The 24,829-nt window shown below is 49.8% G+C and carries 27 protein-coding genes and 1 tRNA gene; 15 read left to right on the top strand and 13 right to left on the bottom strand.

Features of this window, described 5'->3' with window-relative positions:
* Positions 1–44: 44 nt before the first annotated feature.
* From IE094_RS04415 to pdxH, 5 genes are all read right to left on the bottom strand, one after another.
* Complete coding sequence (locus tag IE094_RS04415) at positions 45–3,695, bottom strand: vitamin B12-dependent ribonucleotide reductase (protein WP_189639316.1); 3,651 nt, start codon at positions 3,693–3,695, stop codon at positions 45–47.
* 474 nt (positions 3,696–4,169) lie between these two features.
* A tRNA-Pro gene (locus IE094_RS04410) sits at positions 4,170–4,246 on the bottom strand.
* Positions 4,247–4,300: 54 nt separating this feature from the next.
* Positions 4,301–4,801 carry a DUF192 domain-containing protein gene (locus tag IE094_RS04405; protein ID WP_229802034.1) on the bottom strand — a complete coding sequence of 167 codons (501 nt, stop codon included), beginning with the start codon at positions 4,799–4,801 and terminating at the stop codon, positions 4,301–4,303.
* Positions 4,761–5,258: a cold-shock protein gene (locus tag IE094_RS04400; RefSeq protein WP_189639315.1), complete on the bottom strand. Its 498-nt coding sequence runs from the start codon at positions 5,256–5,258 to the stop codon at positions 4,761–4,763. Before IE094_RS04400 ends, IE094_RS04405 begins: the two co-directional genes overlap by 41 nt.
* Positions 5,259–5,362: 104 nt before the next feature.
* Entirely contained in the window at positions 5,363–5,968 is a 606-nt protein-coding gene (gene pdxH, locus IE094_RS04395) for a pyridoxamine 5'-phosphate oxidase (RefSeq protein ID WP_189639314.1), read from the bottom strand.
* Positions 5,969–6,106: 138 nt separating this feature from the next.
* Here pdxH and fabI point away from each other — a divergent pair, with 138 nt between their 5' ends.
* The 4 genes from fabI to IE094_RS04375 are packed head-to-tail and all read left to right on the top strand — an operon-like array spanning position 6,107 to position 8,927.
* Positions 6,107–6,928, top strand: coding sequence for an enoyl-ACP reductase FabI (fabI, locus tag IE094_RS04390; protein WP_189639313.1), 822 nt, complete (start codon positions 6,107–6,109; stop codon positions 6,926–6,928).
* A complete protein-coding gene (gene gpt / locus IE094_RS04385; protein WP_099591693.1) occupies positions 6,925–7,428 on the top strand; it encodes a xanthine phosphoribosyltransferase in 504 nt (167 codons plus the stop codon). Before fabI ends, gpt begins: the two co-directional genes overlap by 4 nt.
* A gap of 6 nt (positions 7,429–7,434) precedes the next feature.
* On the top strand, positions 7,435–8,586 hold the full coding sequence (locus IE094_RS04380; protein WP_189639312.1) for a trans-sulfuration enzyme family protein: 1,152 nt from the start codon (positions 7,435–7,437) through the stop codon (positions 8,584–8,586).
* A 2-nt stretch (positions 8,587–8,588) separates the two neighbouring features.
* Entirely contained in the window at positions 8,589–8,927 is a 339-nt protein-coding gene (locus IE094_RS04375) for an antibiotic biosynthesis monooxygenase family protein (RefSeq protein ID WP_189639311.1), read from the top strand.
* On the opposite strand, the gene IE094_RS04370 is transcribed toward IE094_RS04375, so the two are convergent.
* Entirely contained in the window at positions 8,924–10,084 is a 1,161-nt protein-coding gene (locus IE094_RS04370) for a M20 aminoacylase family protein (RefSeq protein WP_189639310.1), read from the bottom strand. The genes IE094_RS04375 and IE094_RS04370 overlap by 4 nt on opposite strands.
* A 70-nt stretch (positions 10,085–10,154) precedes the next feature.
* Here IE094_RS04370 and mazG point away from each other — a divergent pair, with 70 nt between their 5' ends.
* From mazG to IE094_RS04325, 9 genes are all read left to right on the top strand, one after another.
* Positions 10,155–10,994: a nucleoside triphosphate pyrophosphohydrolase gene (gene mazG, locus IE094_RS04365; RefSeq protein WP_189639309.1), complete on the top strand. Its 840-nt coding sequence runs from the start codon at positions 10,155–10,157 to the stop codon at positions 10,992–10,994.
* Positions 10,987–11,499, top strand: a complete 513-nt coding sequence (locus IE094_RS04360) for a hypothetical protein (protein ID WP_189639308.1) — start codon at positions 10,987–10,989, stop codon at positions 11,497–11,499. Before mazG ends, IE094_RS04360 begins: the two co-directional genes overlap by 8 nt.
* Positions 11,500–11,503: 4 nt before the next feature.
* Positions 11,504–11,995, top strand: coding sequence for an anthrone oxygenase family protein (locus IE094_RS04355; RefSeq protein WP_189639307.1), 492 nt, complete (start codon positions 11,504–11,506; stop codon positions 11,993–11,995).
* An 82-nt stretch (positions 11,996–12,077) separates the two neighbouring features.
* A complete protein-coding gene (locus tag IE094_RS04350) occupies positions 12,078–13,091 on the top strand; it encodes a Fe(3+) ABC transporter substrate-binding protein (RefSeq protein ID WP_189639306.1) in 1,014 nt (337 codons plus the stop codon).
* A gap of 141 nt (positions 13,092–13,232) precedes the next feature.
* Positions 13,233–14,480: a cation:proton antiporter gene (locus tag IE094_RS04345; protein WP_189639305.1), complete on the top strand. Its 1,248-nt coding sequence runs from the start codon at positions 13,233–13,235 to the stop codon at positions 14,478–14,480.
* Between the two features lie 75 nt (positions 14,481–14,555).
* Complete coding sequence (locus tag IE094_RS04340; RefSeq protein ID WP_189639304.1) at positions 14,556–14,978, top strand: Fur family transcriptional regulator; 423 nt, start codon at positions 14,556–14,558, stop codon at positions 14,976–14,978.
* Entirely contained in the window at positions 14,975–15,835 is an 861-nt protein-coding gene (locus IE094_RS04335; RefSeq protein WP_189639303.1) for a DMT family transporter, read from the top strand. The genes IE094_RS04340 and IE094_RS04335 overlap by 4 nt, the downstream gene beginning before the upstream one ends.
* A gap of 68 nt (positions 15,836–15,903) precedes the next feature.
* Positions 15,904–17,181: a phosphopyruvate hydratase gene (gene eno, locus IE094_RS04330; protein ID WP_189639302.1), complete on the top strand. Its 1,278-nt coding sequence runs from the start codon at positions 15,904–15,906 to the stop codon at positions 17,179–17,181.
* A gap of 114 nt (positions 17,182–17,295) precedes the next feature.
* Positions 17,296–17,919, top strand: coding sequence for a thiamine phosphate synthase (locus IE094_RS04325; protein WP_189639301.1), 624 nt, complete (start codon positions 17,296–17,298; stop codon positions 17,917–17,919).
* On the opposite strand, the gene olsA is transcribed toward IE094_RS04325, so the two are convergent.
* The 3 genes from olsA to IE094_RS04310 form a co-directional block, all read right to left on the bottom strand.
* On the bottom strand, positions 17,903–18,712 hold the full coding sequence (gene olsA, locus IE094_RS04320; protein ID WP_189639300.1) for a lyso-ornithine lipid O-acyltransferase: 810 nt from the start codon (positions 18,710–18,712) through the stop codon (positions 17,903–17,905). The two genes, IE094_RS04325 and olsA, sit on opposite strands and share 17 nt — an antisense overlap.
* 1 nt (position 18,713) lies before the next feature.
* Positions 18,714–19,484, bottom strand: coding sequence for a GNAT family N-acetyltransferase (locus IE094_RS04315; RefSeq protein ID WP_189639299.1), 771 nt, complete (start codon positions 19,482–19,484; stop codon positions 18,714–18,716).
* Between the two features lie 92 nt (positions 19,485–19,576).
* Positions 19,577–19,756 carry a DUF3553 domain-containing protein gene (locus IE094_RS04310; protein WP_229802030.1) on the bottom strand — a complete coding sequence of 60 codons (180 nt, stop codon included), beginning with the start codon at positions 19,754–19,756 and terminating at the stop codon, positions 19,577–19,579.
* Positions 19,757–19,845: 89 nt separating this feature from the next.
* On the opposite strand from IE094_RS04310, the gene IE094_RS04305 reads away from it, so the two are divergent.
* A complete protein-coding gene (locus IE094_RS04305) occupies positions 19,846–20,400 on the top strand; it encodes a histidine phosphotransferase family protein (protein WP_189639297.1) in 555 nt (184 codons plus the stop codon).
* A gap of 2 nt (positions 20,401–20,402) precedes the next feature.
* Here IE094_RS04305 and IE094_RS04300 read toward each other — a convergent pair whose 3' ends face one another.
* Genes IE094_RS04300 through IE094_RS04290 form a run of 3 tightly spaced genes read right to left on the bottom strand, consistent with a single transcriptional unit; the run spans position 20,403 to position 22,475 of the window.
* Positions 20,403–20,933: a gamma carbonic anhydrase family protein gene (locus IE094_RS04300; protein ID WP_189639296.1), complete on the bottom strand. Its 531-nt coding sequence runs from the start codon at positions 20,931–20,933 to the stop codon at positions 20,403–20,405.
* Entirely contained in the window at positions 20,930–21,577 is a 648-nt protein-coding gene (gene gmk, locus IE094_RS04295; protein WP_189639295.1) for a guanylate kinase, read from the bottom strand. Before gmk ends, IE094_RS04300 begins: the two co-directional genes overlap by 4 nt.
* Before the next feature lie 4 nt (positions 21,578–21,581).
* Positions 21,582–22,475 (bottom strand): YicC/YloC family endoribonuclease, encoded by an 894-nt coding sequence (locus IE094_RS04290; protein WP_229802028.1) that lies wholly within the window; start codon positions 22,473–22,475, stop codon positions 21,582–21,584.
* A 137-nt stretch (positions 22,476–22,612) separates the two neighbouring features.
* Between IE094_RS04290 and IE094_RS04285 the strand changes: the two genes are divergently transcribed.
* On the top strand, positions 22,613–23,311 hold the full coding sequence (locus IE094_RS04285) for a PAS domain-containing protein (RefSeq protein ID WP_189639294.1): 699 nt from the start codon (positions 22,613–22,615) through the stop codon (positions 23,309–23,311).
* A 1-nt stretch (position 23,312) separates the two neighbouring features.
* Here the strand turns inward: IE094_RS04285 and IE094_RS04280 are convergent, their stop codons facing one another.
* On the bottom strand, positions 23,313–24,683 hold the full coding sequence (locus tag IE094_RS04280) for a class II 3-deoxy-7-phosphoheptulonate synthase (RefSeq protein WP_189639293.1): 1,371 nt from the start codon (positions 24,681–24,683) through the stop codon (positions 23,313–23,315).
* Positions 24,684–24,829 lie beyond the last annotated feature (146 nt).

Here is a 24,829-nt window from a genome sequence, read left to right as displayed (position 1 = left end):
GTATTCGTCGCATGCCCCGCCATTAGATCGAGGCATGCTGATGCTTAGCTACAACCGCTTGTCGCGCCGCAGGTGTTACACTTCATACAGGTGCCATTGCGCACCAATGTGTAATTCCCGCAATCGCCACATGCGTCCCCTTCATAGCCTTGCATTTTTGCTTTGGCACGTTCGTCCAATTTTGGCATGGCTGCTGTTTCCACAACGGCGGCGGCAACGGCTTCTGTTGCGACAGCCTCGGTGGCAACGCCTGTGTCAACTGTGAACAATTGTGATTGCCCACCTTGCAGCACCATCAATTCTTGTGGCAAGCGCTTGCGCAGATAACCCGATGAAGACACTTGTTTGATCACAGCCAAATTTTCTTCGGATGGGTTTTGCACATTTGATGCACCCTCCTCCACACCACGACCCAATGTGTCAAAGCTCTCGCCCTCTGGTTTCACATGCGCAAGGTCTGTGCGATCCAGATATGACACTGCCAATTCGCGGAAAATGTAATCCAGAACGGATGTCGCATTTTTGATGCTGTCGTTGCCCTGAACCATGCCAGCGGGATCGAAACGCGTGAATGTGAATGCATCAACGAATTCTTCCAATGGCACCCCATATTGAAGCCCAACAGAAACTGCGATGGCAAAGTTGTTCATCATGGCGCGGAAACCCGCACCCTCTTTGTGCATATCAATGAAAATCTCACCGATTTTGCCGTCTTCGTATTCACCTGTGCGCAAATAAACCTTGTGCCCACCAACGATGGCCTTTTGGGTGTACCCCTTGCGGCGCTCTGGCAGTTTTTCACGGCTGCGTTTTTGAACCTCTTTGATCACAATTTTCTCGACGATCTTTTCGGCCAAGATTTGTGCGCGATCCCCTGCGGGTGCGTCCATCAACGCTTCTTCGATGTCGTCATCATCATCGTCGATCAGTGCACCAGACAATGGTTGTGACAATTTCGATCCATCACGATAAAGCGCGTTCGCCTTTACACCCAATGACCATGACAATTCATATGCCGCTTGGCATTCTTCGATTGTTGCATCATTTGGCATGTTGATGGTTTTTGAAATCGCACCAGAGATGAAAGATTGCGCCGCTGCCATCATGGTGATGTGGCTGTCCACGGACAAATAGCGCGTACCGATTTTGCCACATGCGTTGGCACAATCAAACACATCGTAATGCTCTTTCTTCAGGTGCGGTGCACCTTCCAGTGTCATCGTACCACAAATGTGGTTATTCGCGGCCTCAACTTGTTTTTTGCTAAACCCAAGATGTGTCAGCAAATCAAATGATGGGTCGTTCAACAATGCCGTTGGAATGCCCAATGTGCCTTTGCAGAAATCTTCACCCAATGTCCATTGGTTGAACACAAAACGAATATCAAATGCTGTTGGCAATGCTGCTTCGATTTTATCCAGTTCTGCCTTGCCAAAACCATGGCCTGTCAGTGTCGTATGGTTAATGTCAGGCGCATTGCCCATGGAACCATGCCCAACCGCATATGAAACGATTTCTTCGGAATGTGCCGTGCCATAGCCAAGTTTTGCCAATGCCGCAGGAACCGATTGGTTGATGATTTTGAAATAACCACCACCGGCCAATTTTTTGAATTTCACCAATGCGAAATCTGGTTCGATCCCTGTGGTGTCACAATCCATAACCAAACCGATTGTACCTGTTGGTGCGATCACAGAAACCTGTGCGTTGCGATACCCGTGCTGTTCGCCCAGTGCGACGGCCTCTTCCCAAACGGTTTTGGACAATTCGGACAAGATTTTATCAGGGCAGTTTTTGTGATCTAGGGCTACTGGCTTCACTTCCAACCCTTCGTAGCCTGCTTTTTTGCCAAATGCCGCGCGTTTGTGGTTACGCATGACACGCAACATATGTTGTGCGTTTTTCGCATACCCTGGGAATGGGCCCAACTCTTTGGCCATTTCAGCAGATGTTGCATATGACACACCTGTCATTACGGCGGTCAATGCGCCACATAATGCACGCCCTTCATCACTGTCGTATGAAAAGCCCATGTTCATCAACAAGCCACCGATGTTGGCGTAACCAAGACCCAATGTGCGGAATTTATATGAACGCTCTGCGATTTCAGGTGATGGGAATTGTGCCATCAAAACAGACACTTCCAATGTCATTGTCCACAAACGACATGCGTGCATGTAATCATCGGCCATGAACGTGTCATCTTTGTAGAATTTCAACAGGTTCATGGATGCAAGGTTACAGGCCGTATCATCAAGGAACATATATTCGGAACACGGGTTTGATCCACGGATCGCGCCGTCTTCTGGGCATGTGTGCCATGCATTGATTGTGTCGTGATATTGCACACCCGGATCGGCGCAAGCCCATGCCGCGTGGCCAACTTCTTCCCACAGATCGCGTGCCTTTACCGTTTTGGCAACTTTGCCATCGGTACGGCGGATCAATTCCCAATCGGCGTCTGCTTTGACTGCTTTTAAAAACGCATCTGTAACACGCACAGAGTTGTTTGAATTTTGCCCTGCAACGGTCACGTAAGCCTCTGAATCCCAATCGGTGTCATATGTTGGGAATTCAATGGATGAATAACCTTGGCGTGCATATTGCAACACACGGTTTACATATGTTTCGGGGATCATGGATTTTTTCGCGGATTTGATCGCCGCTTTCAATGCCGTGTTTGATTTTGGATCAAACGCATCATTCTCTGCGCCATCCCACGTGCGGATCGCTTCAAAAATTTCGTTCAATTTCACTTCGTGCAATTTTGAACCGGCAACAAGGGATGCAACCTTTTGCTCTTCTTTCACTTTCCAGCTGATGAATTCTTCAACATCTGGGTGGTCCATATCACAGATCACCATTTTCGCAGCGCGGCGTGTTGTGCCGCCCGACTTGATGGCGCCGGCGGCCCTGTCCCCAATTTTCAGGAAGGACATCAAGCCAGATGATTTACCGCCGCCGCCAAGCGACTCGTTCGCACCACGCAGGGAGGAAAAGTTGGTGCCAGTGCCCGAGCCGTATTTAAACAGACGTGCTTCGCGCACCCACAAATCCATGATACCGCCGTCATTCACCAAATCATCACCAACGGATTGGATGAAACACGCATGTGGCTGTGGATGTTCATAAGAGCTGGTCGATTTTGTCAGCTCGCCTGTTTTGTAGTCAACGTAATGGTGCCCTTGTGATGGGCCATCAATGCCATATGCCCAGTGCAAACCTGTGTTAAACCACTGTGGGCTGTTTGGCGCGGCCATTTGGTTGGCCAGCATGAAACGCATTTCATCATAATAAGCGCGCGCATCTGATTCAGAATCAAACATGCCACCTTTCCAACCCCAATATGCCCAAGCACCTGCCAAACGATCGAACACTTGTTTGGATGATGTTTCACCAGAATATTCATCACCAGATTTCACTTGTTGGCCATCTGCTGGTGCAGAGCGCCACAAAAATTCTGGAACGTCGTCTTCTGCAAGTTTAACCAAATCTGCTGAGACACCGGCTTTGCGGAAATATTTTTGTGCGATCACGTCCGCTGCAACTTGGCTCCATGATTCTGGCACTTCCACACCTTCCAATGAAAACACCACGGACCCGTCTGGGTTGCGAATTTCAGATGTTGTTTTGTGAAATGCGATATCTGCGTATGCGTCTTTGTTTTCTTGCGTAAAACGACGTTCAATTTTCATTGCTGCCCCTATTGGTCACTAATAATGCCCGCGACTCCAGCGTCGTTAACCGACGTCTTAGCCCCCTTGGCGGTTTCAAATAATTGCGTATCACTTGTAGCGATACACCAGATGTTGTGTTTGCGATTGCTGTCTGCACAAAGTGTACGATCACACTGAATCGGTCAACGGAAATTTTACGATTTTTTCAAGATTTTGTTATTGACAGAAACCTATCCACAAGATGCGGTGAGCGAATTGTCAAAGGCACGTAAACGTCACTTAAAATTTAGTGAATGTTTTAGCAGGGATAGCAAAATAGGGCATAAATGTGACGCTACTTATCAACATGTTGTGGTTGAATCACACTTCTTCACAATAACCGCTTGATGTAACGATTCCATGACAGCCCAGTGGCGCAAAAGACAGTTTAAATGCAAAAAATCACAGTGAACATATTGCGCGATGCAACGGTTCAACTGTGATTTTTGAAAATGGTCGGGACGGCTGGATTCGAACCAACGACCCCTTGTACCCAAAACAAGTGCGCTACCAGACTGCGCCACGCCCCGACTGATGCAGCGTTTACAAAACTCCTGCAGGATTGAAAAGCCCTAAATCGCGCCTTATTGCATTTCCTTGCATGGCCAGGACGCAAATTCATTTAAAATTGACGGGTGCTGGATTTCTGCACCCACGGGAATACGTAATTTCGCCGCCACGCCACCATTAATTTCCAAAACATATTGAATCGATTCACCGCCATAGATGCTGCTGCGATCCAATGGCACGGCATTTTCATGGATATGTTGCAAACGCCCCGCGGAATCAAAAAATAACATATCCAGCGGGATCAATGTGTTTTCCATCCAAAATGATACGGGTTGGGCGCGATCATAAACGAATAACATTCCCGAATATCGAGGCATAGACTCTCGATGCATCAAACCCTGTGCGCGTTCCTGAACTGTATCAACCACCTCGGTCTGGAAACGCACAGCGCCCCCATCCCATCGCAGGTTCACAACGTCAATCTGACATGTTTTGGCAAATGCTGCGCTGGCAAAGCTCAGCGCGATAATAACGCTAGCGAGGAATCGCAAAATCCCAAGGTCGCACTTCGACAACCATTTTGCCCCTTGGGCCATCTGATAATTTGATCGCAATTGCTTCACCCTGCTGTAATTCCGCCATGCCATATGCACGTAACACTTCTACGTGTAGGAATATATCATCAGATGAACCAAAGACATTCACAAATCCGAAACCTTTGGTTTTATCAAACCACTTGGCGCGTGCGGCCAACAATGGCAGCGCGGAAAAATCGCCCTGTGGGATTTGCATATCACTTTGCACGGTTTGCGCATCGGGCAAATCCAATGACACGATCTTGGTCACCTGTTGCCCACGCTCTGTTTCAACGGTCTCTGCAACGATCACCGAATTTTCGACAACGGAGCTCAACCCGAAATCGCGCAGAACATTTGCGTGCAACAAAATGTCCGCTCCACCGTGATCATCAACGACAAAGCCAAAACCCTTGGCGGTGTCGAACCACTTTATCTTACCAGTCTTCTGTATCATTTCACCGAAATCCCCTTGCCCATGTTTTAAGACTAAAACCAGTCAAAGTGCACGGAATTTTTTTGAATTTACTTAAATTTATTAGAATATCAAAGAATTGACCCCTATGGGTTGAGGCGCTGAATATTCCATTCATCTTTGACATTACTTCGTTTCCACACGAAACGGTCGTGCAAACGGTTCGCTCCATCGGCCCAAAATTCAATTTCAAAAGGGGTAATACAATACCCACCCCAATGCGGCGGGCGTTTGGGGTCACCGCCATGTTCGCGGCGCATCGCATCGACACGTTTTTGCAACACTTCACGGCTTTCCAATGGGCGCGATTGATCGCTTGCCCAAGCGCCAATGCGGCTCGCAACGGATCGCGATTCATAATATGCATCCGCTGCGGAATTATCGAAACGCTCGATTGTGCCGCGCACACGGATTTGACGGCGCAGCGATTTCCAATGGATAACAAATGCAGCCTTACCTGCGGATGCCAATTCCTGTGCCTTTGCGCTTTCGTAATTTGTGTAAAAAACGAAGCCATCATCGGTGATGTCTTTCAACAAAACAACACGCACATTTGGCATGCCTGTGCTGTCCACGGTTGCCAATGACATTGCGTTTGGATCGTTGGGCTCCAGATCGCGCGCCTCTGCCAGCCAATCCTTGACCAATTCGAACGGGTTTTCGCCCGCAAAGATACCTGTTCTGTCTGACATTCACGATCTCCATCTTTTCGCGATTATATGCTTAGGTTTGTTACCACAATGCGACAAGTGCAAAATTGACGCTAGAATGCTTGATGCAGCGGGTCGCATGAATTAAACCAGTGCAAACACAAACGAAAAGGTCAAAATATGAGCAAAGGCATAATGGATGGCAAACGCGGCCTGATTATGGGCGTCGCCAACAAACAGTCCATCGCATGGGGCATTGCGCAGGCTTGTCATGAACAAGGTGCCGAAATGGCGTTTTCTTACCAAGGTGAAGCATTGGGCAAACGTGTACTGCCATTGGCAGAAAGCATCGGTTGCGACATGGTTTTGGAATGTGATGTCACAAACTCAGAATCCATCGACACATTATTCGCCACGCTCGAGAAAAAATGGGGCAAGTTGGACTTTGTCGTTCACGCCATTGGCTTTTCCGACAAAAACGAATTGCGCGGACGTTATGTTGATACCAGTGCGGAAAATTTCCGCATGACGATGGATATTTCTGTTTATTCATTCACCGCCATTGCCCAGCGCGCAGAAAAAATGATGCCCGATGGTGGTTCATTGCTCACCCTCACCTATTACGGTGCGGAAATGGTGATGCCCCATTATAACGTCATGGGCATTGCAAAGGCCGGATTGGAAGCATCTGTCAAATACATGGCAATGGATTTGGGCCCGAAAAACATTCGTGTGAATGCGCTGTCCGCAGGGCCAATTAAAACGTTGGCCGCATCGGGCATTGGTGATTTCCGCTACATCCTGAAATGGAACGAATTGAACTCACCACTGCGCCGCAATGTATCCACGGCGGATGTTGGTAAATCTGCGATGTATCTGTTGTCTGATCTGTCATCTGGCGTGACGGGCGAAAACCTGCACGTTGATGCAGGCTATCACGTGGTCGGAATGAAGGCCGAAGATGCCCCCGATATTGACGTCGTTACAGGACGCAAAGAATGACAACACAACTCCCCCATGAAAAAGGTTTCCACGTAAGCTGGGATCAACTCCACCGCGACAGCCGCGCATTGGCATGGCGTCTGGATGGCAAAGGCCCCAATGATGGCGAATGGAAAGCAGTTGTTGCAATCACACGTGGCGGCATGGCCCCTGCAATGATTGTGGCGCGTGAATTGGATATCCGCACAGTTGATACCATCAGCGTAAAATCATACGACCACCAAGATCAATCATCCAAGGCAACGGTTCTAAAATCACCAGATGCCGAATTGGTTGGCGATGGTACGGGCGTGTTGGTGATCGACGATCTGGTCGACAGCGGCAAAACACTGGAAGTGGTGCGTGAAATGTTGCCAAACGCGCATTTCGCCACTGTTTACGCCAAACCAAAGGGACGCCCACAGGTGCAAAGCTTTATCACCGAAGTGTCCCAAGATACGTGGATATTCTTTCCTTGGGATATGGCATTGCAATATGTCGAACCTTATCGCGGACGCTAAACAGCCATGAAAAAACGCAATGACCGCCTGTCACCCGAAACCATCGCGGCACAGGCCGCAGGGCAAATTGATCCTGTAACGGGCGCGGTCATTGCCCCCATTCACACCGCCGCCACTTATGCGCGTGATGATGATTATGAAACGCGCGGATATATCTATTCGCGCTATGGCACGCCAACATGTTTACAATGTGAAACGGTTTTGGCCGAAATTGAACGTGCTAATGATGCGATGCTGTTCAACTCTGGTCTTTCCGCAGCCTGTGCAGTTTTGGAATCATTGCCAGCGGGGGCACATATCGTGGTGCCCGAAAACATGTATTTTGGCGTATTGGTTTGGATGCAACGCCAAGCGGACAAAGGTTATTTAACCCTGTCGAAATACACACCCGCGGATTTGGATAACCTGCGAAACGTGATGCGCGATGATACGGCAATGGTATGGGTCGAAACACCCACCAACCCGACATGGGCGGTAACAGACATCGCCGCCGTTGCGGGCATTGCACACACGCACGGTGCGATATTGGTGGTTGATTCCACAACCGCACCCCCACCCACAACACGCGCCTTGGAATTGGGTGCGGATATCGTTTTCCATTCGGCCACAAAATATCTGAACGGTCATTCGGATGTGACGGCGGGTGTATTATGCACCAACGATCAAAACCCACGTTGGGAAGACATGCGCGAAGTGCGCAAATTACAGGGCACCGCCCTGCCCGGTTTTGAATCATGGTTATTGATGCGCGGTTTGCGCACATTATATGTGCGCTGGGATGCAGCCTGTGCCAATGCCCTGAAAATCGCCTCACATTTCGAAAACCACCCGCTGATAGAGGCTGTTCAATACCCAGGCCTGCCCAATGATTCAGGTCACGATGTTGCAAAACGCCAAATGATCCGTGGATTTGGCGGGATGTTATCAATTCGTGTGAATGGATCAGAGGACCAAGCCCGCAATGTCGCGGCCAGCACAAACCTATTCCTGCCGGCGACATCGCTTGGCGGTGTTGAAAGCTTGATCGAACATCGCTTTACCGTTGAGGGCCCCGATTACGGCACACCGCCCAACCTGTTGCGCCTGTCCGTTGGCATTGAAAACGCCGATGATCTGATTGCTGATCTGGAACAGGCGTTGAAATCAGCGTTGGCGTAACCATGTTTACCGCCAATTTCATCTTTACCGAAACCAATTTGGACGAAGAATTTTTTCGCCTTGATGCGCTGATCTTGCAAGCTGCCGAAGATACAGAGGGGTATCTGGGCAAAGAAAATTGGGTCAGCCAAGATGGCAAAAAACGCAACTCGATTTATTATTGGGAAAACATGGCCGCACTGAAACAGTTTTCGCGCCACCCATCCCATATCGAGGCAAAGAAACGTTATACCGAATGGTATGGCGGTTTTCACGTTGTGATCACCGAGGTCGTCAAATCATATGGTGACGATGCGTTTGCGCATATCACACCCAATGCGCGCAAACGCCAAACGCCTTAAACTGGCTGAGCGGTTTCCACCAAACGGGCAAAAAATGTCGCGCCATACGGTGCGGCCTCGTCATTGAAATTGTATTTGGTGTGATGAAGCCCCGCACTTGGCCCATTGCCAACAAACAAATACGCACCCTTTGATTTTTGCAAGAAGTAGGCGAAATCTTCTGCACCCATGCTGGGTGGCACATCCGATGCCACCTTGCCATCGCCAACGATACTCGCGGCAACCGATGCGGCAAAATCTGCCTGTTCGGCGTGGTTCACCGTGGCGGGATACCCATCATTGTATTTCATCGAAACGGTTGCACCAAACGCATCGGCAGTATTGTGCATGATGGTTTCCATACGCGATTTAATCATATCCTTAACTTCGGATTTGAACGTGCGCACCGTGCCAACCAATCGCGCGGTTTCAGGGATCACATTTGTGGTCGTGCCTGCGTGAATTTGGGTGATGGTCAACACGGCGGTGTCAATTGGATCAACATTGCGGCTGACGATGGATTGAAATGCTTGCACCATTTGTGTGGCCACGATGATGGGATCAATCGTGCCATGGGGATATGCGGCATGCCCACCACGCCCATTGATTTCAATGGCAAAATCATCTGCCGCCGCCATAATCGGCCCACGCGTTGTTTCAAATTGCCCAATCGGCAAATCAGGCAGATTATGCAACGCATAGGTTTGATCGATCCCGTATTTTTCAACCAATCCCTCATTCACCATGACACCTGCACCACCGCCACCTTCTTCTGCGGGTTGGAAAATCAACACAACGCGGCCTGAAAAATTGCGTGTTTCCGCCAAATATTTCGCCGCACCCAACAACATGGTCGTATGCCCATCATGACCACAGGCGTGCATTTTCCCCGCGTTTTGCGATGCGTAATCCAAACCCGTTTCCTCTGGCATGGGCAAGGCGTCCATATCGGCGCGAAGCGCAATTGTGCCGCCATCTCCTTTGCCATTAATCACCGCAACCACACCCGTTTTTGCCCAGCCCGTGGAAATGTCATCAACACCAAATTCGCGCAAACGATCCGCCACGAATGCCGCGGTTTCATGGCATTCAAAACCCACCTCTGGGTTGGTATGGATGTGCTGGCGCCATCCTTTCATTTCGTCAAAATAATCTGCGATGCGATTGATTACTGGCATGGGGTGTCGACTCCGTTCAAATTTGCGATACCATAGGGGCAAGCATTATCATTTGCAGAAAAGATCATAGATGACAAAAGATTATTCAGCCAGCCAAGAACTTTGTCTTAATCCCGATGGCGGCTTGCCCCGTTTGTTGGAAATCATGGCGCGATTGCGCGACCCTGAAAATGGCTGTCCCTGGGATATTGAACAAACCTATGAAACCATCGCCCCCTACACGATTGAAGAAGCTTACGAAGTCGCCGATGCAATCCAACAGGGCGATATGAATGATCTGGAAGGCGAGCTTGGCGATTTATTACTACAGGTTGTTTATTTCACCCAAATGGGGGCCGAGGATGGGCATTTTGATTTTGCCAGTGTTACCAAATCCATCGCCGATAAAATGATCCATCGCCACCCCCATGTGTTTGGCGATGAAAGCCGCGATAAATCCGCCGCCCAACAAACCGCCGATTGGGAAAAAATCAAGGCCGCCGAACGCGCGGCCAAAGGGGACGCACCCACACGCACATTGGATGGTGTTGCGATCAACCTGCCCGCGCTCACCCGCGCGACAAAATTGCAAAAACGCGCGGCACGCGTTGGATTTGATTGGCCAAGCACGACAGAAGTCTTGGATAAAATCACCGAAGAAGCGGGCGAATTGGTCGAAGCGGTGCAAACCCTGCCCCATGATAAACAGGTCGAAGAATATGGTGATCTGATGTTTGTCATGGCAAATTTGGCGCGTCACCTTAAAATCGATCCCGAAGAAGCCTTGCGCAGTGCCAATGCAAAATTCACCCGTCGGTTCGAAGGCGTGGAAGACAGGCTCGCCGCCCTTGGAAAAACGCCTGACCAATCTTATCTAGAAGAAATGGACGCAATGTGGGATGCGGTCAAAGCGGGGGAGCGCAATGGATAAACGTAATATCATTTTGGGGCTGATGGCGATTGTCATCTTGTTTGGCTTAATGCCAACACACAGCCAATTTGTGACAAGCATCTCTGGTGAACGGATCAGTGTCATTCAATCCGTGATCGGATTTGGCGCGGATCTATCGGTGGTTGCCCCCCTGATTTCAATCCTGTTGTTACAGCTCACGCGGTTTCGTCTGCCCGATTTAATGTTTCAAACACTGGCGGTGATGATTGTGATCTTTGGCGGCTTGGCCGTTGCGATCAATCTAATACTGGGTGGTGGCGATATGTTTGGCATACTGCGTATCGCGGCCCATATTTGTGCCCTGTTGGGCGCCGTGTTTTTATTGGGGCGTGAAGCCAGCACATTAAAAACCGCCACATCATTTGGCGCGATCATCTTTGCCTTTGTCATTGCCGCTTGGTCATTGATTGCCCCACCTCTGGGTGGAACGGACGGTATGGCATCCGGACACGGCCAAACCGAAATCGCAAAAACCATAGGATAATCAAATGGCCCTTTTGTTTCGCCTCTCGCTTTCAATCTCTTTGATTTTGGTTGGGGGGATATTTGGGTTTTTCTATGCCTATGTTGCATCGGGTATTAATGGGTTGAACACGATGGCGGGGGTTGACGCAATTAATGCGATGAACGCCATTAACGGTGCCATTCGCAATCCAATCTTTTTCCCGTTTTTCTTTCTGCCACCTGTGGTCTGTTTTATCGCCTGTGCCTTGGCGCGTGTAAATATGCGCCCGACCAGCGCGATTTGGCTCGCCCTTGCGGGAATGATTTATCTGGGCGGTGGGATTTTGATCACGATGTTGGTCAATGTCCCCATGAACGAAACATTGATGTTGGTGGATACGGTGACCATCAACGCGCAACAGGGTGATGAAATCTGGGATGCGTATGCGCGCGATTGGTATTTCTGGAATGTCTGGCGCACAGTATTATCGGGGATCGCGCTTATTTGCGTTGGAAACGCATTCTTCCGCGCATAATTTTTCCGATTATTTTAATCAGGTATTGTCCAAGTGTTTTTGTCAGGTTAAAGAAGGGCAAATTTAACCACGAGGATTCGACATGTTCAAAACCCTGCGCAATGCAATGCTGGCATCCGTTGCCGCGACAATCGCCACCCCCCTGATCGCAGACGAAGTGAATGTTTATTCATATCGCCAACCTGAATTGGTGACACCTCTTTTCGATGCGTTCACCAAAGAAACTGGTATCAAGGTCAACGTGGCTTTTTTGAACAAAGGCTTGGTTGAACGTCTTGTGGCAGAGGGTGATCGCTCGCCTGCTGATTTGGTAATGACGGTTGATATTTCCCGCCTGTCAGAAGTGGCAAATGCTGGTGTGACGCAACCCGTTGTATCCGAAACGCTTAACGCCAATATCCCCGCGGAATTTCGTGACCCAGCCGGCCATTGGTTTGGCCTGACATCGCGTGCACGTATCGTTTACGCATCCAAGGATCGTGTTGCCGACGGTGAAGTCACAACATACGAAGACTTGGCCGATCCAAAATGGAAAGGGCGCATTTGTATCCGCTCTGGCTTGAACGCCTATAACCTAGCACTCACATCTGCCGTGATTGCCCATCACGGCGAAGAAGGTGCGAAAACATGGCTGGAAGGGTTGAAATCCAACCTTGCACGCAAACCACAAGGGAACGATCGCGCACAGGTCAAAGCGATCTATGCAGGCGAATGCGACATTTCCGTGGGTAACACATATTACATGGCGAAAATGCTGTCCGACGAAGAACAAAAAGAATGGGCGCAATCCGTGCGCATCGTTTATCCAACGTTTAAGGACGGCGGCACGCATATGAACCTGTCAGGCGTTGCCATGACCAAAGCAGCCCCAAACAAAGAGGATGCATTGAAATTGATCGAATTCTTGGCGTCCACACCAGCCCAAGAATTATACGCAGAAGTAAATGGCGAATTCCCATTGCAACCAGGTGCGAAACCATCCGAATTGGTGGCAAGCTGGGGTGAATTCACACCAGATGCAACACCGTTGATCGACATCGCAAATCTGCGCCCTGCATCATTGAAATTGGTTGAACAGGTTAATTTCGACGAATAACACCATATCTCTCGTTGATTGGACGGGGCGTTGTCACATGACAGCGCCCTTTTTATTTGCACCATTGCAACTGCTTGTCTGTTTACTTGAATTGCTACGCGGTGTTAAACCCATCTCAAACAGATATAACGGATGCATTTCATGACCATTTTACAAGTCGCTTCTTTGTTAATCGTATTGGCAGGGGCGTTTGGTGCGATAAATTATCTTTTCCTGCGCCTGCCTTCATCCATTGGTATTTTGGTCGTTGCATTGCTGGCATCACTTGTGGTGATGGGGCTGGATCTGGCATTCCCTGCGCTTGGCATGACCAACGAAATTCGCATCGTGGTCAATGAAATCGAATTTTCCGAGGCCTTGTTAGAGGGCATGCTTGGGTTATTGCTTTTTGCGGGTGCGCTGCATGTGAAAATGGGCGATCTGCGTCAACAGGGCTGGGTTGTGGCACTGATGGCGACCATCGGCATTGGTATTTCCACCGTCATCGTTGGTTACGGGTTCAGCTGGCTCATGGGTGCACCGATCCTGATTGCACTGGTGTTTGGCGCATTGATTTCTCCAACCGACCCTGTGGCGGTTTTGGGTGTATTACGCGAAGCAAACCTTCGCAAAGAGCTGGAAACAAAAATCGCGGGCGAAAGCTTGTTTAACGATGGCGTTGGCTATGTTGTGTTTTTGGTGCTGGTTGGCATCGCATTTCCCACAGGTGATGCGCATGGCGAAGGCTTGGAAGGTGCCGCAAAATTATTTGTACAAGAGGCCCTTGGTGGTGCCATTTTGGGCGCGGTGCTGGGCTATCTCGTGTTCCAAGTGATGCGCCGCATCGACGATTACGCGCTAGAGGTTCTATTGTCGCTTGGTCTTGCCTTTGGTGGCTATCAACTGGCGGTTTATCTGCACATGTCAGGGCCAATTATGGCCGTTGTTGCGGGTCTGTTCATTGGTGATGTTGGCGTGAAATACGGCATGACAGAACAAACGCGCCGCTATCTGGATGGGTTCTGGGAATTGGTTGATGAAATCCTCAACGCAATCTTGTTCCTGTTAATCGGGATAGAGGTGTTCGCAGTCGCATTCAGCATGGATGCAATGTTAAGCGGTGTGATCATAATTGCACTGGCACTGTTTGCACGCCTGATGGCCGTGGCTGTGCCGATCATCATGCTCAAACCATTTCGCACATTCCCATCCGATGTGATCCCGATCATGACATGGGGTGGGTTAAAGGGTGGTATTTCGGTTGCACTGGCGCTGTCATTGCCCGACAGCGAATGGAAACCTGCGATCCTGACCGCGACATATGTTGTGGTGATTTTCTCGATCATCATCCAGGGCCTGACCATTGCGCCATTGGCAAACAAATTGGGCCGTGAACCAGACTTGCTGTAACACGCACAACAATTTTTGGTTTAACCCCACGCTCTGCATTGTTAGGCTGGCACGAATAAATAGACGAGCATTCACATGGCTGACACCATCATCCAACGCTGCGAGGCATCTGGCCTGCGCATGACCGAACAGCGCCGCATCATTGCACGCGTACTCGAAGACGCGCGCGACCATCCCGATGTCGATGAATTGTTCAACCGCGCAGTTGCGATTGATGGCGCCATTTCAATTGCCACCGTTTATCGCACCGTCAAATTATTCGAAGAAGCCGGCATTCTGGAACGCCACGAATTTGGCGATGGGCGCGCACGTTACGAAGACGCCACTCGCGATCACCACGATCATCTGATCGATATGCATTCAGGCGAAGTGATCGAATTCGTCGATCCTGACATCGAAGCATTACAAGAAAAGATCGCACAAAAACTTGGCTATGAATTGCGCGGGCACCGTCTGGAACTTTATGGCGTGCCGATCAAAAAATCGGATAAAACATGATCTCTGATACCCGCCAGGGTATTTTGTTGATGACCTTTTCAATGCTCGGCTTTGCAGCCGCAGATGCATTGATCAAAGCATCATCGGGCGCGATGACATCAGGGCAAATCGTTCTTGCACTCGGCATTGGTGGCACGATCCTGTTTTCAATCATCTGCATCGCCAAAGGCCAAGCGCCATTTTCAAGCAACTTTTTTGATCGCGCCGTAGTGGTGCGCAGCATTGGCGAATCCTTTGGTTCTGTTGGGATTATCACATCCATCGCGTACATCCCGATTTCCACCGTATCAGCTATTCAACAGGCCACCCCACTGGTGGTCACATTGGGCGCGGTGTTGTTTTTCAATGAATCCGTGGGCTGGCGGCGGTGGCTTGCGATTGTTATCGGATTTTTCTGTGTCATGTTGATCATTCGCCCGGGGATGGATGCATTCAACCCATATGCCTTGTTGGCGTTGCTGGGCATGTTTGGATTATCGGTGCGTGATCTGGCAACCCGCCCAGTGAAAAACAGCATCTCCACCATGCAATTGTCAGTTTATGGTTATCTGGTTCTAATCCCCGCTGGCATCGTCGTCAGTTTGATCATGGGCACCGAAATATTGCCCCCCTTTACTGCGTTGGGGCACGCTGCGATCATCTTATGCTTTTCGGCACTTGGGTATGTTGCAATCACCCAATCCATGCGTATCGCCCCCCTATCCGATGTGGCCCCATTTCGATATTCTCGCCTGTTGTTCGCGTTATTCTTTGGGATCGTGTTTTTTGGCGAACGCCCCGATTGGCAAACCTATCTGGGATCGTTTGGTATCATCATGTCGGGTTTGGTGCTGATCTGGCGTGAAAAACGCTCTTAAACCTTCCCTAACGGCATTTCACACGCTAAAGAATGCGTGAACGAAACTCTGCAAAGGAATCTTCCCCCATGAGCACAATTATCGACATTATTGGCCGAGAAATCTTGGACAGCCGCGGCAACCCAACTGTTGAGGTCGACGTGATGCTAGAAGACGGCACAATGGGGCGTGCAGCCGTACCATCTGGTGCATCCACTGGCGCACACGAGGCGGTGGAACTGCGTGATGGCGACAAAAACCGTTACAAAGGCAAAGGCGTGCTCAAGGCTGTGGATGCCGTGAACGGCGAAATCGCAGAGGCCTTGGTTGGATCTGACGTGATGGAACAGGTCGAAATCGACATGGCGATGATCGAACTGGACGGCACAGAAAACAAGGCTCGTCTGGGTGCAAACGCGATTTTGGGTGTATCATTGGCGGCGGCCAAGGCGGCGGCGGAATATTCCGCACAGCCACTTTATCGTTACGTGGGTGGTACATCTGCGCGTATCCTGCCCGTGCCGATGATGAACATCATCAATGGTGGCGAACATGCCGACAACCCAATTGATATCCAAGAATTCATGATCATGCCTGTCGCCGCTGAAAATATCCGCGACGCTGTGCGGATTGGTGCGGAAATTTTTCACACGCTCAAGGGTGAATTATCCGCCGCTGGCCACAACACAGGTGTCGGCGACGAAGGTGGCTTTGCCCCCAATTTGAACAGCACAACAGATGCGCTTGATTTCATCATGCAGTCCATCGAAAAAGCAGGCTACAAACCCGGTGACGAGGTGCATTTGGCACTGGATTGCGCTGCATCTGAATATTTCAACGATGGCGTATACAATTTCAAAGGCGAGGGCAAAAAATTATCCTCCGAAGAAAACGCCAAATATTTGGCAAATCTGGTTGCAAACTATCCCATCATCAGCATCGAAGATGGCATGGACGAAGACGATTGGTTGGGCTGGGAAGCATTGACCGATCTGGTTGGCGACAAATGCCAATTGGTGGGTGACGATTTGTTCGTAACCAACTCCAAACGTCTGTCCACGGGTATTGAACGTGGCGCGGCCAATTCCATTTTGGTCAAGGTTAACCAAATCGGCACATTGACCGAAACATTGGAAGCCGTGGAAATGGCGCATCGCGCGGGCTACACATCCGTGATGTCACACCGTTCCGGTGAAACCGAGGATGCAACCATTGCTGATCTGGCTGTTGCAACCAATTGTGGCCAAATCAAAACAGGTTCATTGGCACGTTCAGACAGGCTCGCCAAATACAACCAATTGATCCGTATCGAAGAATTGTTGGGTGCATCCGCACAATACGCTGGGCGTTCAATTCTGCGCAGCTAATCCAAACAAACCCATTCAAACGCCCGTCTGCACCATCAGGCGGGCGTTTTTCGTTTATCTTTGACCAATGCGCACGGCACGTTTAAACCACGCACAAACAGTGAGAGAATTATCATGGCCGACCAAGACACTCCGCAAATTTATCTGATCACACCGCCCAGTGTGGATCTGGAAACATACCCCAAACAATTGGCAGGTTTGTTGAATGATTTTGATATTGCATGTGTGCGCATCGCATTGGCCAGCAATGATGAATCCACCATCAGCCGCACCGCCGATGCCGTGCGCGAAACCTGTCACAAAAGCGAGGTCGCATGCGTGATCGACACGCATCACCGTCTGGTGACACCTCTTGGGCTTGATGGTGTGCACCTGTCCGATGGTGGTCGTAACCTGCGCGATATTCGCAAGGATTTGGGCCAAGATGCCATTATCGGCGCGCATTGTGGCACATCAAAACATGCCGGCATGACCGCGGGTGAAATCGGTGCCGATTACGTCTGTTTTGGCCCCGTTGGCCAATCCGCACTTGGCAGTGGCGAATTGGTCGCGTTTGAAACCTTTGAATGGTGGTCACAAATGGTGGAAATTCCCGTGGTCGCCGAAGGATCGCTTGATCTTGACACAGTGGAACGTCTGGCACCGGTGGTTGATTGGTTCGCCTTTGGTAGCGAGATTTGGGATGCGCCCGATGGGGCCGCGGTACAGTTGGGCGCGTTTATCAAACGCCTTGGCTAAAATCCAAACCCGATTTCACGGCCGCCTCGGCGACACTGGCCAATTCTTTGCGGTTTTTGAATGTGTTCAAATGCAATGGCTCTTGAAAGGTCAGCGTGATTGCGCCCTGTCGCAATTGCGATAACACCATGGCAAAATGCGCGCCAAAGCTCATATCACCCCACCAGCCATAAAAATCTGCGCGTTCGCCATCAGGTGCGTGATACATCACAGAAACGGGTTGTATCCACATATCCTGCGTTTGCGCCGCATCAAAAAACGCGGCAAACAGGGATGATCGAAATGGCAAAACGCGCCGCCCGTCGGTGCTTGTCCCTTCTGGAAAAAACAACAGCTTGTGCCCCATTGCGATACGTTCGCTGAATTGCGATTTATGGCGATGTGCATGTGTGGTTTTGCGTTCAATAAACACGGTGCCCGTACTACGCGCAATTGGGCCCAACACGGGCCAGCCCGACACATCAGCCTTGGATACAAAATAAACCCGCTGGGCGGCGTTTAGCGAAAAAATATCCAACCATGATGCATGATTTGCCACCACTCCGCCGTGATGTTGCATCGGGATGCCATGCACATTCAAACGTATTCCCAAAATGCGCAGACTGATCCGACAGGCGCATTTCACAATCCGTTGCCCTGTGTGATGAAACCCGATGATGCGCAACATAATTAACGGCACCATCAGCCCAAAAATTACTATCGCCAGCGCAGATGTGCGCAAAATGACCAACACCCAACCGATCATTGTTGGGCGTGTCAGCTCTGGTTCTGGCAGGCCGTGCCACAAAAACATGCTATGCCCCTTTTGCATAGCGCGAACGCTGGGTCTTGGGCATCTTTTGCGTGTCCATAATCATGCAAACATCAATGGTATTAAACGCATCATCAACATAGGCTCCCGCCCCCACAACTCCGCCCAACCGCAGGTATGATTTTATCAAACTGGGCATTTGGCGCATGGCGGCAAGGCGATCCACCTGATCGCGCGGCAAAATATTCATATCAACGGCGCTGTCCCCACGCGCAACGGGCCGTATACATTCAGGGGCCAGATGATTGTGGTGCAAATGCGATAATGCCTGTGCATAGATTTGCGGATCTACCCCCGCAAATGACGCCACACCAAACAGGATTTCCACCTGATTTTGCGCAACATAATCGCCCAATCCTTGCCATAACAAATGCAACGCACAACCGCCACGATGCCCTTGGGCCAAACATGACCGCCCCAATTCAACCGATTTGCGCGTGCTGTTTGTAAAAGGTGCAAAATCATATTCTGATGCACCATAAAACCCCAAACCCTTTGCGGCGGTTTCGCTGGGTAACAGACGGTAAACCCCGACGACATTTTCATGCGGATCATCAATGTCGCGATCAATCAAGATCAGATGGTCGAAATAAGGATCAAAGCGATCGTATTCGCGTTTTGCACGGTGGCATTCATCGCTAACCGTTGCCCCCATTTCCGTGACAAAAACCCGATAACGCAAACGCTGTGCTGCAAAAATTTCGGCCTCTGTTTGCGCGATTTTTACCAAATATTTTGATTCATCAATAATCATGGGCGTTCTATAGTATCTTCGCCACTAAACTGCACTCAAAATCATGCAACCTCACCCAACGACACTGAATCGCCTTTAAGTTGTCAAAAATTTCACCTATTATTCTGGCTGATTAACTCCAACGAAATTAAAGCGCCATTTATAACGACTTTGCCCGCTTGTTCAAAATTAACGGTGATTTTATGTCCAACAACCGATTGCACCTGCCCTATCCCCCAATCATCCTGATCGGGGTGTTTCACAAATTGGCCTGGCGTTAAAAATTCATTCACAACTTCATCCTTATGATTCAGAGCTATCGATAATGTACAAAGACATTGAAAGAATTTCATCCTTAATCAGTTCGCGCATTTGCCACGATATGGTAAGCCCCGTTGGCGCCATTCGCAACGGTTTGGAATTGCTCGAAATGTCGGGCGTCAAACCCAGCTTGGAATTGGATTTGATCAACCAAAGTGCGCAAAACGCCAATGCGCGGTTGTCGTATTTGCGCGTGGCTTTTGGTGATGCTGGAGGGAGTTCAAAATTCTCTCAACAGGAAATCACCGCGATTATTGGCGCCTATTTTGAAAACAAACGTGTGCGCGTGAATTGGCAAGTGACCACGGATCAACCGCGATCTGTGGTTAAAACCTTGCTTTTGCTGATCATGTGTTTTGAAACGGGTTTGCCGTATGGTGGTGAAATTTTGGTGCGCACAGCGGATTCAACTTGGGCGATCACCGGCAGCGATGACCGCACCGCATTTGATACGCCACATTGGGATGCAATGATTACGGGGCAGGATTTTGAACTCTCGTCTGCAACGGTGCATTTTGAATTGGCACGCGCGGCGATGTCGCTAAATGATATTAACCCTGAATGGGGTAAAACATCGGGCGCGCTACGTATGCAATTTCAAACCAACGCGGCCTGAAATCAATCAACCGCCTTCATGCCATCGCGAAAACGGCGCATGTTTTCCTGATAGCTGAGCGCGGATGCCGTCAGCATCTGTATGGTTTGCGCATCCAATGCGCGCGCAACCTTGCCCGGCGCACCGATCACCAGTGATCCGTCGGGGATCACTTTGCCCTCTGTCACCATGGCGCCCGCACCGATCAAACAGTTTTTGCCGATCACTGCGCCATTCATTACCGATGCGCCCATGCCGATCAAACTATTGTCGCCGATGGTACAGCCGTGCAAAATCGCCTTGTGCCCGATGGTACAATTTTCACCGATAGTCAGGGGGAAACCCATATCGGTGTGCAGAACAGAATTTTCCTGAATATTTGTGCCCGCGCCAATGGTGATCATTTCATTGTCACCGCGTGCCACCGCGCCAAACCAAATTCCAACGCCGCCATGAATGGTGACTTTGCCCATCACATGTGCGCCTGGTGCAATCCAATAATCGTCTTTGTCAACAACTGTTGGCATAATGCCATCCAACGCATAAATCGTCATTTCAACGCCTCGAATTCTTCGTTCAATTTGGTGACATGTTCCATCAAATCGTTTCGGCGAATGCGTTTGGTGCGTTCGGCAACCAAGATTGATTTAAGCGTTTCAAACGCCTTGTCCAAATCATCATTGACGATCAGATATTGATATTCTGCCCAATGGCTAATCTCGTCGCGGGCTTTGGCCATGCGGTTCGCCACCACTTCGGCGCTGTCTTGGCCGCGGCTTTGCAATCGGCGTTCCAATTCGATGATTGATGGGGGCAGGATGAAAATGGATACCACATCGTGGTTCATGGATGATGCACGGATTTGCTGGCCACCTTGCCAATCGACATCGAACACCACATCATTGCCAACGGCAATCGCCTCTTCCACTGGCTTTTTGGGGGAACCATATCGGTTTCCAAAAACTTCGGCATGTTCCAACATGCCCCCGTCATCCACAATCTGTTGAAATTCTTCGGGTGTTTTAAAATAATAATCGCGCCCGTACTCTTCGCCCTTGCGTGGTGGACGTGTGGTGGCGGATACAGAAAACCGCATATTTGGGTCCCAGTCCAATAACATATGCGACAATGTCGATTTCCCCGCACCAGATGGCGACGACAGGATCACCAATAAACCGCGTCGATGTGTTTGTGCCATCTGATTACTCCACGTTTTGAACTTGTTCACGCATCTGGTCTATGATCGTTTTCAGGTCAAGTCCTATGCGCGTTAATTCCGTGGAACCCGATTTGGAACACAGGGTATTTGCCTCGCGGTTGAATTCTTGCATTAAAAAATCAAACTTGCGCCCGATGGCGCCTTTGGTTTTCAACAATGCTTTGGCCGCGTCCGCATGGGCGCGGAGGCGATCCAATTCTTCGGTAATGTCATTTTTCACCGCGATAATCGCCAATTCTTGTTCCAAGCGGGTTTCATCCAAACCATCGCTTGCATCCAAGATTGCTGCCAATTGCGATTGCAATCGTGCCTTAACCACATCTTGGCGCAAATCGGCACTTGTTGCTGCGGCATCGGTCAATTTGGCAATGGATGCAATCTGTGATTGTAGCGCCTTGGTTAATGCCGCACCTTCATCGGCGCGTGCATCGGCGAATTTGTTAACCAATTCGTCCAGCTGCGCCCCCGCCGCACCAATCCATTCCGCATCGTTTTCACTGTCTGAAACTTGCCGTCCCAGCACCATTGGCAAGGATAATAACGTTGAAACATCGGTTTCACGCACGCCCAGCCCCGCCATTTTTGCCGCATTCACGGCAATTTTTTCAGCGGCAATAACGGCGTCCAAGGCGGCCATATTCAAAACAGGTGTTGCGCCCAGTTCATCTTGTTTTATTTTCAGCGAAACAAAAATAGTGCCGCGTGCGCATTTGGCAGAAACCTTTGATTTTACAGCCTTTTCCAGCTGCTCGCAGCCATCTGGCAATCGTTGGCGCAGATCAAAACCCTTGTTGTTGACGGATCGCATTTCCCAAGCCCAACTGACGTGATCATGTTGCCCTGTGACACTGGCAAAGCCAGTCATTGAATTAACCATATGTTAAATCCGCCCTTTTGAATTGATACAATTTTATGCCAATAATCAATAATTGCAAACAATACAGAACCAAGCAGCGAATGTTGCACCTGTGTTGTTGAGAAATGGTTAATGAGTATTGATAAAATGGTTAACAAATGACAGAATTTATTCCAAGTTTTAACAATGCACGATTGGTGCAAGGGTCCTTGATGCAAGATGAAATCATACTTGATCTTTTGACATACTGGGAAAACCTGCGCGCAGGCCGTATTGTGCCAGCGCGATCTGATATTGATCCGCGTGAAATCAAATCCGCATTGGATCACACCTTTATTTTGGAACAATGCCCAAGTTGCACCACGCGGTTTCGTTTGGCGGGAATAAAAATGTGCGATCTGTTGGGGATGGAATTGCGCGGGATGCCCGCACATGCGGTGATTGCACCCGAATTTCGCGATCAATTCAACGCCCAATTGGCCGATGTTATGGGCGCACCCAAAATCGTGGAATTGCACCTGAGCGGTGAAATTTCAGGTGATCGCCAGATTAACGCACGCATGTTGTTATTGCCGATGCACGATAAAAATGATGCCATCACCCGCGTGCTGGGCTGTTTATCATTACAGGGCAATTTGAAACGCGCACCCATTCGGTTTGACATCACCGATGTAAAAACCACGCGGATCGTGGCGGGACAATCCGCAACGCCTCTGCAAGGGTTTGCAGAACCATCTGTTGGGTTCGAACATGCGCCAACGCAGGTATTTAAATGTATCAATGGCGATGGTGGCGAACGCAAAACGCCCAACCAATCGGCTGGGCGTTCGCATTTACGTTTGGTCAAAGACGACTAAATTAGCCAGCCTTGCGTGCCGCGGTGCGGCGGTCTTCCAATTCTTCGGCGACCAAGAATGCCAATTCCAATGATTGTGATGCGTTCAAGCGTGGATCACATGCGGTGTGGTAACGATCGGACAAATCTTCGTCCGTTACGGCGCGCACACCACCTGTGCATTCGGTGACGTCTTTGCCTGTCATTTCGAAATGCACGCCACCTGGTACGGTGCCCTCTGCCGCGTGAACGCCAAAGAATTCGCGCACTTCACGCAGGATTGAATCGAACTGACGGGTTTTATAGCCCGTGGATGATTTGATTGTGTTGCCGTGCATTGGATCACATGTCCAAACCACGTTGCGCCCTTCGGCCTGCACCGCCTTGACCAAGCGTGGCAGATGATCACCAACGCTGCCCGCACCAAAACGTGCGATCAGGGTTAGTCGACCCGCTTCGTTTTGTGGGTTCAACTTGTCGATCAATTTCAACAGATCATCCGTTGTGATGGATGGACCACATTTCAAACCAATCGGGTTTTGCACACCTGAACAGAATTCAACATGTGCACCGTCTGGTTGACGTGTGCGATCACCGATCCAAATCATGTGGCCAGACCCCGCCACAGGCAAACCTGATGTTGAATCAACGCGGCACAATGCTTCTTCGTATTCCAGCAACAATGCTTCGTGTGATGTGTAAAAATTCACCGTTTGCAATGCGTTTGAATTATCCGCATTCACACCCGCTGCATTCATGAAATCCAACGCATCGGAAATGCGGTTGGCCATTTTGCGATATTTGTCACCCGTCCCTGATGTTTTGGCGAACCCCTGGTTCCATTCATGCACATGATGAATATCGGCAAAACCACCTTGGCTGAACGCGCGGATCAGGTTTAGCGACGCCGCCGATTGGGTATATGCGGTCAACATATTATTCGGGTTTGGAATCCGTGCCTCTGGCGTGAAATCCAATTCGTTGATGATATCACCGCGATAACTTGGCAATTCCACACCGTTGATGGTTTCGGTATCGGCCGAACGTGGTTTTGCAAACTGTCCCGCAACGCGGCCAATTTTCACCACTGGCACCTTGGCGCCATATGTCAGCACAACCGCCATTTGCAACATTACCTTGTAAGTGTCGCGAATAAGGTCAGCGTTGAATTCTGCAAAACTTTCGGCGCAATCGCCACCTTGCAGCAAGAATGCTTCGCCACGGGAAACAGCAGCCAGCTTTGCACGGAGCTGGCGGGCCTCGCCTGCAAATACCAACGGCGGATAAGAGGCCAGACGGCTTTCAACTGCGCCAAGCGCTGCTGCATCCGTATATTCTGGCATCTGGATCCGCGGTTTGTTGCGCCATCCTGATTTTTTCCAAGCCGTAGACATTTGTAATCTCCATATTGTCTGTGAAACTGCGTAATAGCCCAGTCAAAAGGTGAAAACCAGACCCACAGGAAAAAAACGCGAATTTTACGAAATCTTATTGCGTAAAGTATCACTTTTTTTGCATGGTGAGCCAATTCACCCCTTGC

The organism is Paramylibacter ulvae, from assembly GCF_014652655.1.
GTDB classification, from domain to species: Bacteria; Pseudomonadota; Alphaproteobacteria; order Rhodobacterales; family Rhodobacteraceae; genus Amylibacter; species Amylibacter ulvae.
The sequence above is the reverse complement of the archived record's forward strand: the minus strand, read 5'-3'. Positions and strand labels throughout refer to the sequence as shown.

Coding starts and splice junctions, on each gene's coding strand:
- IE094_RS04360 (WP_189639308.1), top strand. CDS start 10,987: ATGGATAAACGTAATATCATTTTGGGGCTGATGGCGATTGTCATCTTG.
- IE094_RS04305 (WP_189639297.1), top strand. CDS start 19,846: ATGGTAAGCCCCGTTGGCGCCATTCGCAACGGTTTGGAATTGCTCGAA.
- IE094_RS04370 (WP_189639310.1), bottom strand. CDS start 10,084: ATGCCAGTAATCAATCGCATCGCAGATTATTTTGACGAAATGAAAGGA.
- eno (WP_189639302.1), top strand. CDS start 15,904: ATGAGCACAATTATCGACATTATTGGCCGAGAAATCTTGGACAGCCGC.
- olsA (WP_189639300.1), bottom strand. CDS start 18,712: ATGTTTTTGTGGCACGGCCTGCCAGAACCAGAGCTGACACGCCCAACA.
- IE094_RS04340 (WP_189639304.1), top strand. CDS start 14,556: ATGGCTGACACCATCATCCAACGCTGCGAGGCATCTGGCCTGCGCATG.
- IE094_RS04315 (WP_189639299.1), bottom strand. CDS start 19,484: ATGATTATTGATGAATCAAAATATTTGGTAAAAATCGCGCAAACAGAG.
- IE094_RS04375 (WP_189639311.1), top strand. CDS start 8,589: ATGTTTACCGCCAATTTCATCTTTACCGAAACCAATTTGGACGAAGAA.
- IE094_RS04285 (WP_189639294.1), top strand. CDS start 22,613: ATGACAGAATTTATTCCAAGTTTTAACAATGCACGATTGGTGCAAGGG.
- IE094_RS04380 (WP_189639312.1), top strand. CDS start 7,435: ATGAAAAAACGCAATGACCGCCTGTCACCCGAAACCATCGCGGCACAG.
- IE094_RS04325 (WP_189639301.1), top strand. CDS start 17,296: ATGGCCGACCAAGACACTCCGCAAATTTATCTGATCACACCGCCCAGT.
- fabI (WP_189639313.1), top strand. CDS start 6,107: ATGAGCAAAGGCATAATGGATGGCAAACGCGGCCTGATTATGGGCGTC.
- IE094_RS04345 (WP_189639305.1), top strand. CDS start 13,233: ATGACCATTTTACAAGTCGCTTCTTTGTTAATCGTATTGGCAGGGGCG.
- IE094_RS04300 (WP_189639296.1), bottom strand. CDS start 20,933: ATGACGATTTATGCGTTGGATGGCATTATGCCAACAGTTGTTGACAAA.
- gmk (WP_189639295.1), bottom strand. CDS start 21,577: ATGGCACAAACACATCGACGCGGTTTATTGGTGATCCTGTCGTCGCCA.
- IE094_RS04415 (WP_189639316.1), bottom strand. CDS start 3,695: ATGAAAATTGAACGTCGTTTTACGCAAGAAAACAAAGACGCATACGCA.
- IE094_RS04290 (WP_229802028.1), bottom strand. CDS start 22,475: ATGGTTAATTCAATGACTGGCTTTGCCAGTGTCACAGGGCAACATGAT.
- IE094_RS04355 (WP_189639307.1), top strand. CDS start 11,504: ATGGCCCTTTTGTTTCGCCTCTCGCTTTCAATCTCTTTGATTTTGGTT.
- pdxH (WP_189639314.1), bottom strand. CDS start 5,968: ATGTCAGACAGAACAGGTATCTTTGCGGGCGAAAACCCGTTCGAATTG.
- gpt (WP_099591693.1), top strand. CDS start 6,925: ATGACAACACAACTCCCCCATGAAAAAGGTTTCCACGTAAGCTGGGAT.
- IE094_RS04280 (WP_189639293.1), bottom strand. CDS start 24,683: ATGTCTACGGCTTGGAAAAAATCAGGATGGCGCAACAAACCGCGGATC.
- IE094_RS04350 (WP_189639306.1), top strand. CDS start 12,078: ATGTTCAAAACCCTGCGCAATGCAATGCTGGCATCCGTTGCCGCGACA.
- IE094_RS04400 (WP_189639315.1), bottom strand. CDS start 5,258: ATGATACAGAAGACTGGTAAGATAAAGTGGTTCGACACCGCCAAGGGT.
- IE094_RS04335 (WP_189639303.1), top strand. CDS start 14,975: ATGATCTCTGATACCCGCCAGGGTATTTTGTTGATGACCTTTTCAATG.
- mazG (WP_189639309.1), top strand. CDS start 10,155: ATGACAAAAGATTATTCAGCCAGCCAAGAACTTTGTCTTAATCCCGAT.